The organism is Streptomyces sp. NPDC033845, from assembly GCF_055576225.1.
This window is the reverse complement of sequence record NZ_JBVIRI010000011.1, coordinates 229626-243953: the sequence shown is the minus strand read 5'-3', so window position 1 is coordinate 243953 and position 14328 is coordinate 229626. Positions and strand designations below refer to the sequence as shown.

The window sequence follows — 14328 nt, the reverse complement described above, 5'->3', positions numbered from 1 at the left end:
CTGCGTCACTGCTGGGCCCTCCACATTTCTTCGAGCATGTCGATCTGGTCCTGGTTGAGTTCGACCAGGTCGAGGTCCGAGGGGGTGTGCCCCCCGGTGGTGCCGCCATTGGCCCAGGCGGCGAGGGTGTCGAGCGCGTCCAGCCAGCGGTCGGCGAGTCGGGTGACGGTCTCCTCGGAGAGGAGCTCGCCGGCCCGGATGAACACCGCGGCCAGTTCCGGTCCGTCCGGCCCGTCGACGATCTCGACGTTGACCTCCAGCGGGTGCGACAGCGGCAGTTCGGGGTGCGGCCGCCCGGACAGGGCGTCCGCCTCCTCGGCCGGCCCCCAGGCGGAGGGCTCCCGGCCGCCGCCGGTCTGCCGGCCCAGGTAGTTCCACAGCACCTCGGCGCCGCCCGTGCCGCCGTCCGAGGCGAACAGGGGCGCGGTCGCCGGGTTCGCGTACCGCAGCAGCCCGGCGCCGATGCCGCCGTCCGGGACCTCCCGCAGCAGCTCCTTGACCTCCTTCAGGGCGGCCCCGGCGTCCTCCCGGCCGGCCAGCACGGCGACCGGGTCGTAGGAGGAGGCCGCCAGCCGCAGCGGATGGATGCTGGTCAGCCAGCCGACGGTCCGGGTGAGGTCGGCTCCCGGCAGGAGCTCCTGCTCCCGGCCGTGGCCCTCCAGGTCGACGGTGAACCCGCCGCCCGCGGAGCCGGTGCGCCCGGTCGTCCACTCGCCGACGGCCAGCGACAGCGCCGTCAGCAGGGTGTCCCCGACGGTGCCGTGGAACGCGGACGGCACCGCCTGCAACAGCGGGGCGGTCCGCTCCGCCGACAGCCGCACGGACAGGGCCCGCGCGGTGGCCGCGGTGTCCCGGGACGGGTCCAGCGGGCGGTCGGCCAGCAGCGGGGCGCCGGGGGCGGCCGCCAGCCAGCGGTCCAGCTCCACGGTCCGGCGCGGGTGCTGGGCCTCGGCGAGCAGATGGGTGGTCCAGGTCCGCAGCGAGGTGCCGACCGGTTCCAGGACCGGTGTCCGGCCCTCGGCCGCCTGCTCGTACGCCGACCGGAGGTCGGGCAGCAGGATCTGCCAGGACACCTCGTCCACCACCAGGTGGTGCGCGGCCATCAGCAGTCGGCCGGGCTCGTCGGGGCCGCGGTCGAGGTGCACGGCCCGGAAGACCGTCCCGTTCTCGGGGTCCAGCAGTCCGGAGAGCCGGGCGGAGGTGGCGGTGACCAGCTCGCGGAGCTCTTCGGCGGCCAGCCCGGCGGCGTCGAGGCGTTCCAGCAGGGAGCCGGCCCGCACCTCCTCGACCGGACGGACCTCCGCGCTCCACACGCCGGGCCGGGGCACCGACAGCGACTGCCGCAGCCCGTCGTGGTGGTCGAGCACGGACTGCAGGGCCGTCGTCAGACGGGCGTGGTCGGTTCCGGCGGGCAGCCGCATCAGACGCGCCTGCCCGAAGGAGGCGTACGGTCCGCCGCGGGCGGCCAGCCACTGGGCGACCGGCGGCAGCGGCAGCGGTCCGGGACCGCCGTCCGCCGACCGGGCCGGAACGGCCGTGGCCGCCTCGCGCGGTATGGCCACGGAGGCCAGGCCGGCCGGGGTCGGGTTCTGGAAGATCTGCCGGGCCGACACCGTCAGACCGGCCTTGCGGGCCAGGCCCACCAGCCGGATGGAGACGATGCTGTCCCCGCCGAGTTCGAAGAAGTTCTCCTCCCCGCCCATGGACGGCAGGCCCAGGACCTCGGCCATCAGCGCGGCGAGCACCACATCGGGGCTGCCGACCGGCCCTGAGGGGACCGGTGCCGCGGCGGCGGCCGCCGGCCGGGCCGGGACGGCCGGGGCGGGCAGCGCCCGCCGGTCCAGCTTCCCGTTCGGGGACAGCGGCAGCCGCTCCAGGGTCAGGAACAGGGCCGGGACCATGTACTCCGGCAGACGGGCGGCGGTGTGGGCGCGCAGCGCCTCCGGATCGACCGCGGTACCCGCGACGGGCACCGCGTAGGCCACCAGCCGCTGGATGCCGGGGACGTCCTCCCGGACCAGCACCGCCGACTGCGCCACACCCTCCGCGCCCGCCAACACGACCTCGATCTCACCGAGTTCGATGCGGAAGCCGCGCAGCTTCACCTGGTCGTCGGTCCGGCCCAGGTAGTGGAGCCGGCCGTCGGGCAGGTGGTGGACCAGGTCTCCGGTCCGGTACATGCGGCTGCCGGGCTCGCCGGGGGGTGCGAACGGGTCGGCGACGAAGCGTTCGGCGGTGAGGCCGGGCCGGGCCAGATAGCCGCGGGCCAGCTGGATTCCGGCCAGGTACAGCTCGCCGGGTGTGCCGGGCGGCACCGGGCGGAGCCGCCCGTCCAGGACGTACACCCGGGTGTTCCACACGGGAGACCCGATCGGGGCCGAGGCCCGCCCGCTGTGCCGCTCCTCCGGGTCGGAGGTGGCGGCGGTGACGTCGACGGCCGCCTCGGTGGGTCCGTAGAGGTTGGCGAGTCGTGCGTGGGGGGTGGTGTGGTGGAAGCGGGTGGTGAGGTCGGTGGGGAGGGCTTCGCCGGAGCAGGTGACGAGGCGGACGGTGGTGGGGAGGGTGGTCTCGCCGAGGTAGGCGGCGAGCATGGAGGGCACGAAGTGGAGGACGGTGACGTGCTGTTCGCGGATGAGGTCGGCGAGGTAGCGGGGGTCCTTGTGGCCCTCGGGTCGGGCGATGACCAGGGGGGTGCCCTGGGTGAGGGGCCAGAAGAACTCCCAGACGGAGACGTCGAATCCGGCGGGGGTCTTCTGGAGGACCCGGTCGTGGGTGGTCAGTCGGTAGGTGTGCTGCATCCACTGGATGCGGTTGGTGATGGCCCGGTGGTCGACCATGACGCCCTTGGGGCGGCCGGTGGATCCTGAGGTGAAGATGACGTAGGCCGGGTGGCGGGGGAGCAGGGGTGTGCGCCGGTCGGTGTCGAGGATCTCGTGGGCGGGCTGGTCGTCCAGGGCGGGGGAGTCCACCAGGACCCGGGGCGTCGGGATGTCGTCGGGGAGGGATGTTGCCGACAGAGTGTCGGTAAGGATGAGTGCGGGGGCGGCCGTCTCCGTCATGTAGGTGAGGCGGTCGGCGGGGAGGGTGAGGTCCAGGGGGAGGTAGGCGCCTCCGGCGCGGATGACCGCGTGCAGGGCGATGACCAGGTCGAAGGAGCGGGGCAGGGCCACGGCGACCACGCTCTCCGGGCCGACTCCACGGCCGATCAGCAGGCGGGCCAGGCGGTTGACGCGTGCCTCGAAGGCCGGCCGGGACAGCTCTTCACCCTCGAAGACCAGGGCGGGGCCGGTGGCCTGGCCGGTTCCCGCCGAGACCAGTGCGGCCAGGTCGGCCGGTCCCGTCAGGACGGTGTCGGTGTCGTTCCAGGTGTGCAGGACCAGGTCCCGCTCCTCCGGCGAGAGGATCTCCAGCTCCGCGACCGGCAGGTCCGGACCCGCCACCGCCGCGTCCAGCAGCCGGACCAGACGGTCCGCCAGGGTGCGGACGGTCGACTCGTCGAACAGATCGGTGGCGTAACGGATCCCGCCCTCGATCCCCGCACCCGCACGGGTGCTGCCGAACGCGATCTCCAGGTCGAACTTGGCGCCCCCGGTCTCCACCGTCAGCTCGGCGGCCGGCAGCCCGAACAGCTCGGGCACCGCACCGTCCACCGAGTGGTAGGTGACCATCGTCTGGAACAGCGGGTTCCGGGCGCGCGAGCGCTCGTGGTCCACGGACTCCACGACCGTCTCCCACGGCAGGTCCGCATGGGCGAAGGCGGCCAGCCCGGTGTCCCGGACCCGGCCCAGCAGCTCCCCGAAGGTCGGGGCTCCCGACAGGTCGGCCCGCAGCACCAGCGTGTTCAGGAAGAACCCGGCCAGACCCTCCAGCTCGGCCCCCTCACGGGCCGAGACCGGGCTGCCCAGCGGGATGTCCTCGCCCGCGCCCAGCCGGTGCAGCAGGACCGCCACCGCCGCGTGCGCCGCCATGAACGGGGTGGCCCCGTGCTCGTGGGCGAGCCGGACCAGGGCGTCCGCCGTCGCGGGGGACACCGAGAACCCGACCACCCCGCCCCGGTGCGAGGGCTCGTCGGGCCGCGGCCGGTCGGCCGGCAGGGCCAGCTCGGCCGGCACCCCGGCCAGTGCCGTACGCCAGAACTCCGCCTGCCGGGCCGCGGCCGACTCCGGGTCCCCGGCGTCGCCCAGCAGCTCCCGCTGCCAGCGCGCGAAGTCCACGTACTGCACCGGAAGTTCGGCGAACTCCGTTGCGGTGCCCGCCAGTCGGGACCGGTACGCCAGGTCGAGATCCGTGAGCAGCAGCTCCGTGGAGGACTCGTCCGTCGCGATGTGGTGTACCAGCAGCACCAGGACGTGTGCGTCCGGGGCGGCCCGCAGCAGGGTCACCCGGACCGGCGGCTCCGCCGCCAGGTCGAAGACGTGCCCGCCGGCCCGGACCGCCTCATCGGCCAGCCGGTCCGCCGGAACCTCCCGCAGCTCCACCGGGACCACCGCGCCGTCGGCCGGCAGCACCCGCTGGTACGGCTCGCCCTCGTGCTCGGCGATCACCGTGCGCAGCACCTCGTGCCGGGCCACCAGATCGGCGACGGCGGCCCGCAGCGCAGGGAGGTCCACCGGTCCGGCCAGCCGGACCGCGACCGGCACGTTGTAGGTGGCGGACGGCCCGCGCACGCTGTCGATCAGCCACAGCCGGTGCTGGGCGAAGGACAGCGGCGGCCGCTCCGGCCGGGGTCCGGCGACGGGCCGGGGGCGGCTGCCCGCCGTCCGGTCGGCGAGCCGTGCGGCCAGCGACTCCACGGTCCGCAGCTCGAACAGGTCGCGGATCTCGCAGTCGACGCCGAGCACCTCGCGGATCCGGCCCGCGGCGCGGGCGGCCAGCAGCGAATGGCCGCCGAGGGCGAAGAAGTCCTCGGTCACGCCCACGGCCGGTCGTCCCAGGACGTCCGCCACGATCCCGGCGAGGACCTCCTCGCGGAGGTTCCGAGGTGCGCGCGAGGCCGACACCGGGGTCGCCTCGGGCGCGGGCAGCGCCCGCCGGTCCAGCTTCCCGTTCGGGGACAGCGGCAGCCGCTCCAGGGTCAGGAACGCGGTCGGGACCATGTACTCGGGCAGACGGGCGGCGGCATGGGCGCGCAGCGCCCCCGTGTCGGGCTCCGCACCGGCTGCGGGGACCGTGTAGGCCACCAGCTGCTGGATCCCCGGGATGTCCTCCCGGACGAGCACGGCGGCCTGGGCGACCCCGGGAGCCGATCCCAGGACGGTGGAGATCTCACCGAGTTCGATGCGGAACCCGCGCAGCTTCACCTGGTCGTCGGTCCGGCCCAGGTACTGGATCCGGCCGTCGGCCAGCTGGTGCACGAGGTCCCCGGTGCGGTACATACGTCCGCCGGGAGCGCCGTAGGGGTTGGCGACGAAACGTTCCGCTGTGAGGTCGGGGCGGGTGAGGTAGCCGCGGGCCAGCTGCACCCCGGCCAGGTACAGCTCGCCCGGGGTGCCGGGCGGCACCGGGCGGAGCCGCTGGTCCAGGACGTAGACCCGGGTGTTCCAGACAGGGCCGCCGATGGACGCGGACGGGTGCCGTCCGGCGTCCGCCTCCTCGGGAGCGCAGAAGCCGGCGGTGACGTCGACGGCCGCCTCGGTGGGCCCGTAGAGGTTGGCGAGCCGCGCGTGCGGGGCCGTCCGGTGGAAGCGGGCGGTGAGCTCGCCCGGGAGTGCCTCGCCGGAGCAGGCGACGAGGCGGACGGTGGTGGGGAGGGCGGTCTCGCCGAGGAAGGCGGCGAGCATGGAGGGCACGAAGTGGAGCACGGTGACGTGCTGTTCGCGGATGAGGTCGGCGAGGTAGCGGGGGTCCTTGTGGCCCTCGGGTCGGGCGATGACCAGGGGGACGCCCTGGGTGAGGGGCCAGAAGAACTCCCAGACGGAGACGTCGAATCCGGCGGGGGTCTTCTGGAGGACCCGGTCGTGGGTGGTCAGTCGGTAGGTGTGCTGCATCCACCGGATGCGGTTGACGATGGCCTCGTGTTCGACCATGACGCCCTTGGGGCGGCCGGTGGAGCCGGAGGTGAAGATCACGTAGGCGGGGTGCCGCGGCAGCAGGGGAGCGCGCCGGTCGGCGTCGCAGACCTCGTCCGCGGTCTCGGCGGAGAGCCGGCGCGCCGTCTCGGGGGAGTCCAGGAGGATGCGGATGCCGTCTCCGGCCTCGGGGAGGGAGTCTGCCGACAGGGTGTCGGTAAGGGTGAGGGTGGGCTTGGCGGTCTCGGCCATGTAGGCGAGGCGGTCGGCGGGGAGGGTGAGGTCGAGGGGGAGGTAGGCGCCGCCCGCGCGGATGACCGCGTGGAGGGCGACGAGGAGGTCGAAGGAGCGGGGCAGGGCGACGGCCACGACGGACTCGGGGCCGACTCCGCGGCCGATGAGCAGTCGGGCGAGGCGGTTGACGCGCTGTTCGAAGACGGGCCGGGTCAGTTCCGCGCCCTCGCATACGAGGGCGGGGCCGCTGGCGTCCGCGGTGCCCGCGGAGACCAGTGCGGCCAGGTCGGCGGGGCCGGTCAGGGGGGTGTCGGTGTCGTTCCAGGTGTGCAGGACCAGCTCCCGCTCCTGGGCGGAGAGGAGGTCGAGCTCGGCGACCGGGAGGTCGGGGCCGGCCACCGCCGCGTCCAGCAGACGCACCAGACGGTCCGCCAGCGCCACCACGGTCGGCTCGTCGAACAGGTCCGTGGCATAGCGGATGCCACAGGTCATCCCCGAAACCCCGGCGCCCGCACGACGGAACAGGATCTCCAGGTCGAACTTGGCGGCGCCGGCCGCGACCGGGACCTCCTCGGCCGTGAGCCCCTCGAACAGGGACACCGGGCCGCGCCCGCCGCCCTCGTACGCCACCATCGTCTGGAACAGCGGGTGACGGGACAGGGACCGCTCCGGGTTCACCGCCTCCACCACGGCCTCGAACGGCAGGTCCGCGTTCTCCAGGGCCGCCGTGGCGGTCGCCGCCGTCCTCCGCAGGAGTTCGCGGAAGGTGGGGGCGCCCGACAGGTCGGCGCGCAGCACCACCGTGTTGACGAAGAAGCCCACCAGCGGGTCCAGCAGCTCCTCGCCGCGGCCCGCGACCGGGCTGCCCAGCGGAACGTCCTCGCCCGCGCCCAGCCGGTGCAGCAGGGCCGCGACCGCCGCGGACACCACGGTGAACACCGTGGTCCCCGCCGAGGAGGCGAGGGCGTCCAGGCCGGACACCAGTCCTGCCGGAAGCGCCGCTGTGACCGTCCGCCCCTCGTGCGAGGGAACCGCCGGACGCGCCCGGTCCACGGGCAGCGCCGATTCGGCCGGCACTCCGGCCAGCGCCGCACGCCAGTAGTCCGCCTGACGGTGGGCCAGGGAGCCTTCCGCCGAGGGCTCGCCGAGCAGCTCCCGCTGCCACAGCGCGTAGTCCGCGTACTGCACCGGGAGTCCGGCGAACTCGGGGGCGCGGCCGTCCGTACGGGCCGCGTACGCGGCCGCCAGGTCCGCGAGCAGCGGGCCGGTCGACCACTCGTCACCGGCGATGTGGTGCATCAGCAGGAGCAGCGTCCGCTCCGTCCCGCCGTCCTCCAACAGCAGCGCGCGCAGCGGGAGTTCCTCCGCCAGATCGAAGGGACGGGCCGACTCCCGGTCGATCCGGTCCGCATGGCCGGCCGCCGGCAGCCGCTCGACCAGGAACGGCACCTCGGCCTCGGAGGCCGCCAGGATCCGCTGGAACGGCCCCCGCGCGTCCTGCCCGTACACGGTCCGCAGCACCTCGTGACGGGCCACCACATCGGCGACCGCCGCGGCCAGCGCCACCGCGTCCACGGCCCCGCTCAGCCGCAGCGCCAGCGGGATGTTGTATGTGGCCGAAGGGCCCTCCAGCCCGTACAGGAACCACAGACGGGCCTGCGCCGCCGACATCGGCAGCCGCTCCGGCCGCGTCCCGGCGCGCAGCGCGGGACGGCCGGAACCGGCCCGCCCGGCCAGCCGGTCCGCCAGCGCGGCCACGGTACGGGCCTCGAAGACGTCCCGGACCGTGCAGTCGCCGCCCGCTGCACGCAGCCGCGCCGCCACCCGGGTCGCCAGCAGCGAATGACCGCCCAGCCCGAAGAAGTCGTCCTCGGCACCGACCGAAGGCAGCGACAGCGCCTCCGAGAACACCTCGGCCACCCGCTCCTCGGCCTCCCCGCGAGGAGCCCGCGAACCCGTCGCGGGGGCCGCCGCCGGGGCCGGAAGCAGCGCCCGGTCCAGCTTCCCGTTGACGTTCGTCGGCAGCTCCGTCAGGGCCACCAGCGCCGCCGGCACCAGGTGCTCCGGCAGCCGCTCCGCCAGCTCGGCGCGCAGCCGTGCCAGCCCGTCCTCCGCGACACCCGTCACATAGCCGACCAGTCGCGGGATGCCCGGCACGTCCTCGCGCACCAGCACCGCCGCCGCCGACACCCCGGCCAGTGCCGTCAGCGCCGACTCCACCTCCCCGAGCTCCACCCGGAACCCGCGGATCTTCACCTGGTCGTCGGCCCGGCCCAGGAACTCGATCAGCCCGTCCGGCCGGTACCGCACCAGGTCACCCGTGCGGTACATCCGGCTCCCCGGCGCCCCGAACGGGTCCGCAACGAACCGCTCCGCCGTCAGCGCGAACCGGCCCAGATAGCCGCGCGCGATCTGCTCGCCCGCCAGGTACAGCTCACCCGTCACCCCGGTCGGCACCGGACGCAGCCGGCCGTCCAGCACATGCGCCCGCGCGTTGTCCAGCGGACGGCCCACCACCGGGGTCGGGCAGTCCCCGACCCGCGCCACCAGGGCGTCCACGGTGAACTCGGTCGGACCGTAGTAGTTCACCACCTCCACGTCCTCGAAGGCGGCCAGCTCCCGCCACAGCCCCGCCGGAACGGCCTCGCCGCCCAGCAGGAACAGCGGGGGCCGCCAGGTCCCGGCCAGCAGACCGGCGTCCACCAGCTGCCGACCGTACGACGGGGTCACGTCCAGGGTGTCGATCCGCTCGGACCGCACGTACGCCACCACCGCCTCCGCGTCCCGGCGCGCGTACTCGTCCAGCAGGTGCAGCTCGTGCCCCGCGACCAGCCACAGCAGCTGCTCCCAGGAGGAGTCGAAGGAGAACGAGGCCGTGTGCAGGGCGCGGACCCGGCGGCCCAGCCGGCGGGCGACCGGCAGGTACAGGTCCCGCTCGTGGTCCCGGAACAGCCGGGTCAGACCGGCGTGCCGGAGCAGCACCCCCTTGGGGAGGCCGGTGGAACCCGAGGTGTAGATCACGTACGCGGCGTGCTCGGGGTCCGGCACGGCGTCCGGACCGGGCACCGCGGCCGCCAGCCGCTCCCGCGTCGCCGGATCGTCCAGGACCACCGAGGGAACCCCCGGGATCCGTGCCGCCGCGTCGCGGACGGTCACCGCGCACACCGGGGAGGCGTCCCGCAGCATGTGCTCCAGCCGTCCGGCGGGCAGCTCCAGGTCCAGCGGCAGATAGGCGGCGCCCGCCTTGAGGACGGCGAGGACGGCGACGACCGCGTCGGCGGACCGGGGCAGGGCCAGCGCCACCACCGAGTCCGCGCCGACCCCCTCCGCCACCAGGACGGCGGCCAGCCGGCCCGCCCGGTCGGACAGTTCGGCGAACGTCAGCCGCTCCGCGCCGGCCACCACCGCGACGGCGTCCGGGGCGGCGGCCGCCCGCTCGGCGAACACCTCCGGCACGCTCTGGGCGAGCACCGGACGGGCCGTGTCGTTCCACCGCCCCTGCCGGGCCCGCTCCTCCTCGTCGCGCAGCTCCCACTCCGACACCGCGAGCCCGGGGGCGGCGACCGCCTCGGCCAGGGCGCGCAGCAGCCGGTCCGCGAAGGTCTCCACCGTCGCCCGGTCGAACAAGGCCGTCGAGTAGAAGACCTCCAGTTCCAGGTCCTCGCCGTGCGCGGAGTCCGCGAAGGTGATGTCCAGGTCGAACTTGGTGACACCGGGGTCGACCCGGTCGGCGTCGGCGGACAGCCCGAACAGGCTCCGGACGTCCTGGGAGACCGTGCTGTGCGAGACCATCGTCTGGAACAGCGGGTGGCGGGACAGCGACCGCTCGGGGTTGACGGCCTCCACCACCTGGTCGAACGGCAGGTCGGAGTGGTCGAGGGCGGTCAGGTCCGCGGACCGGACCCGGTCCAGCAGTTCGGCGAAGGTCGGATCGCCGGACAGGTCGGTGCGCAGCACCACCGTGTTGACGAAGAAGCCCACCAGCTCGTCGAGCGCGCTGTCGGCACGCCCGGCCACCGGGCTGCCCAGGACCAGGTCCTCGCCCGCGCCGAGGCGGTGCAGGGTCGCGGCGACCACCGCGTGCACCACCATGAACACGCTGGTGCCGGACTCCCGGGCCAGCACCCGCACCGCACGGGCCAGTTCGCGCGGCACCGGCCGGAAGGCCATGGCGCCCGCGGGATCGGCGACGGCCGGCCGCGGCCGGTCCGCCGGCAGGCCCCCGGCCTCGGCCGGCAGGCCCGCCAGCTCGGCCCGCCAGTAGGCGGCCTGACCGGCCGCCAGGCTGTCCGGCGCGTCCACGGCGCCCAGCAGTTCCCGCTGCCACAGCGCGTAGTCCCCGTACTGCAGGGGCAGTTCGGCGAACTCGGGGGCCGAGTCCGCCAGCCGGGCCGCGTAGGCGAGCTCCAGATCGCGCAGGAACGGACCCATCGACCATTCGTCGCTCGCGATGTGGTGCAGCAGCACCACCAGCGCGTCCGCACCGGGGGACCGCACCAGGGTCACCCGCAGCGGGGCCTCGACGGTCAGGTCGAAGACATGCGCGAGCGCCCGGTCCACGGCCGCGTCGACATCGGCTTCCTCGGTGACGGCCAGCCGCACCCCGGCCTCCGCCGGGGTCAGCACCCGCTGGAAGGGCACGCCGTCCCGCTCCCCGAACACGGTCCGCAGGGACTCGTGCCGGGCCACGGTGTCGGCGAGCGCCCCGTCCAGGGCGACGGCGTCGAGCCGTCCGGTGAAACGCACCGCGAAGGGGATGTTGTACGTGGTGCCGGGACCCTCCATCTGGTGCAGGAACCACAGCCGCTGCTGGGCGTACGACAGCGGCAGCGGGTCGGGGCGCTCCGCGGCCGCCGGGGCGGTCCGGGAGGCGGCGGCCCGGCCTGCCAGCAGAGCGGCCAGCGCGGCCACGGTGCGGGCCTCGAAGACGTCCTTGATGCCGCACTCGGTGCCCAGCGCGGTACGGGTCCGGGCGATCACCCGGGCGGCGAGCAGCGAGTGCCCGCCGAGTGCGAAGAAGTCGTCCACGGCGCCCACCGAGGGGACGCCCAGCACATCGGCGAAGATCCCGGCGAGGATCTCCTCACGGGCCCCGCGCGGGGCCCGGCCGCCCTCGGCGACCAGCCCGGACAGGTCCGGGGCGGGCAGGGCGCGCCGGTCCACCTTGCCGTTCGCGGTGAGCGGGAACCGGTCCAGGACCACGAAGGCGGAGGGCACCATGTACTCGGGCAGCGCCTCGGCGGCGGCCGCGCGCAGCGCACCGGCGGCCGGGCCGTCCCCGGCCGGGCCGTCCCCGGCCGGGGTGACGTAGCCGATCAGGGCCGGGAAGCCGGGCAGGTCCTCACGGACCAGGCAGACCGCCTGCCCGACCCTCGCACAGCCCGCCAACACGGCTTCGATCTCGCCGAGTTCGATGCGGAACCCGCGCAGTTTGATCTGGTCGTCGGCCCGGCCCAGGAACTCGATCCGGCCGTCGGCCCGGCGCCGGACCAGGTCCCCGGTCCGGTACATGCGCTCGCCCGGCGCGCCGAACGGGTCGGCCGTGAACCGCTCCGAGGTCAGCGAGGGGCGCCCCAGATAGCCGCGGGCCAGCTGCCCGCCCGCCAGGTACAGCTCCCCGGGCCGGCCGGGGGCCACCGGGCGCAGCGCGCCGTCCAGGACCCGGGCGCGGGTGTTCCAGAACGGGGTGCCGATGTCGGGGACCCCGGTGTGGCCGGGCGGCAGCACGGCGGAGGTGGCCCAGACGGTCGCCTCGGTCGGACCGTACACGTTGGTGACCGACGCTGCCGTACGGGTCAGGCGTTCGGCCAGGGCGGCCGGCAGGGCCTCCCCGCCGACCAGCACCCGGGTCCCGGCCAGGGCGGTGGGCCGGCCGTCCTCCAGCAGGGCGTGCCACAGTGAGGGGGTGGCCTGCATGACGGCCGGGCGGTGCTCGTCCACCAGGGCGGCCAGCGCGGCCGGGTCGCGGACGGTGTCGCGGTCGGCGAGGACCACGGTGGCGCCGCACAGCAGCGGGGTGTGGATCTCCAGGACGTGGATGTCGAAGGAGACGGTGGTCACGGCGACCAGCCGGTCCTCGGGGGCCAGGCCGAGTTCGGCGGACTGCATGCGGAGGAAGTTGGCGAGCGCGGAGTGCGGGACCACCACCCCCTTGGGGCGGCCGGTGGAACCCGAGGTGTAGATCACGTACGCGGGGTGCTGCGGCCCCGGCCGGACCGGCGCGGCCACCGGTCCGGCGGCGGCCCCCGCTTCCGGATCCGCCTCGGTGCCGGCGTCCGGACCGGCGTCGGGAGCGGCGTCGGCGAGCGCGGAGAGGGTGTCGGGCGCGTCCAGGACCACCACCGGGACCCCCGGGACATCGGGGACCAGACGGGCGAGGTCCAGGGTGGTCAGCACGCACACCGGGCGGGCGTCCTCGACCATGAACGACAGCCGGTCCGCCGGGTAGTCCAGGTCCAGCGGCAGATAGGCGCCGCCCGCCTTGAGCACCCCGAGCAGGGCGACGACGAGCTCCCGGGACCGGGGCAGCGCGATGCCGACCACGGCCTCCGGGCCCACCCCGTGTCCGGCGAGCACCCGGGCCAGCCGTTCGGAGCGGTCGTCCAGTTCCGCGTAGCCGAGGGAGCTCTTCCCGGAGATCACCGCGGGGAGCCCGCCGTGCCGCCGCGCGACCTCCCCGAACAGGTCGACGACGGTCCCGGACGGCAGCTCGCGGGCGGTGTCCGCGTCCCTGTCCACGGCCGCGGCCAGGGCGGCCGCGTCGAGCAGGTCGGGGCGGCCCACCGGGGCCTGCGGGCCGGCCGCGGCCAGCTCCTTCAGGTAGTGCGCGAACTCGGCGCACCGGGCGGCCAGCGCATCCCGGTCGTAGGCCTCCGGGTTGCCGTCGAACTCGAAGCGGAGCACGCCCCGCGCGGTGTCGTGGTGGACGCCGAGGGTGAGGTCGTCCACCGGCCCGGCGGCGATGTTGTGCACGGTCCCGGGGGAGCCCGCGAAGTCCAGGGCGGTATCGAAGGCCTTGATGTTGACCATGGGGCCCAGCAGGCCGCGGGCCCGCCCGGACAGACCGAGGTCGCGCCGGATGTCCTCGGCGCGGTAGCGCTGGTGGCGGCGGAGTCCGGTGACGGCGGCGGCCACCGTCCCGACCAGCTCCGCGATCGGGGTGTCGGGACGGACGGGAACCCGCAGCGGCAGGACGTTCACCACCATGGCCGGCACCTTCAGCGCCGCGGTGCCCAGCCGGGCCATCGCCGGGAGGGACAGCAGGACGTCACGGCCACCGGTGGAGCGGTGTACGAAGGCGGCGAAGGCCGCGGTCACCACGTCCGCCCAACTCGCCTTCGCCGCCCGGGCGATGGCCAGCAGCCCGGCGGTCTCCGGGGCGGTCAGCTCGGCGCCGTCGCGCAGGAACCCGTGCGCGGCCGGGACGGCCGTCCCGCTGACCGGTTCCGGCTCGGGGCAGTCGGCGAGCCGCTCCAGCCAGTACGCCCGGTCCGCCGCCCGGCTGCCGGAGTCCTGGTACTCCCGCTCGGCCTCCACCACGGAGGCGAGGCTGCCGAAGGTGCGGGGGGCGGGCTCGGTGCCGGCCATCAGGGCCGAGTAGACCTCGGCGGTCCGCCGGGACAGCAGCGCGAACCCGAAGGCGTCCAGGGTGATGTGGTGGGCGCGCTGGTACCACAGGACCCGCTCGGGGCCGACCCGGTGCAGGGCGAACCGGTAGAGGGTGTCGGCGGTCAGGTCGAGCGGGCGGCCCATGTCCTGGCGCATCGCCTCCACCGCCGCACCCACCGGGTCGCTGTCGGCGGAGTGGTCCAGTACCGCCACCAGCGGGCCGGAGGCCGGGCCCGGCCAGGTCTGCTGGTAGGGCTCGCCGGCCTCGTCCTCGGCGAACCGGGCGGTCAGCGCCTCGCTCTCGGCCACCGTCCGCCGCAGGGCGGCGAGGAACACGTCCGGGTCGAGCGGGCCTTCGATCGCGACGTACTGGCCCACGTTGTACACGGGGGAGGCGGGGTCGAGTCGCTGGCCGTACCAGACACCGGCCTGTGCCCCGGTGAGGGGAAGACGCTGGGAGGGGCGGTCGCTCATGGGA

General features: G+C 75.1%; 1 protein-coding gene. It reads right to left on the bottom strand.

Annotated elements, in window-relative coordinates:
* Positions 1-5: 5 nt before the first annotated feature.
* Positions 6-14324: an amino acid adenylation domain-containing protein gene (locus ACZ50K_RS24080; protein WP_468906517.1), complete on the bottom strand. Its 14319-nt coding sequence runs from the start codon at positions 14322-14324 to the stop codon at positions 6-8.
* Positions 14325-14328: the final 4 nt, after the last annotated feature.

Bases quoted from the DNA above. Each gene is read 5' to 3' on its own strand.
- ACZ50K_RS24080 (WP_468906517.1), bottom strand. From the start codon at position 14,324: ATGAGCGACCGCCCCTCCCAGCGTCTTCCCCTCACCGGGGCACAGGCC.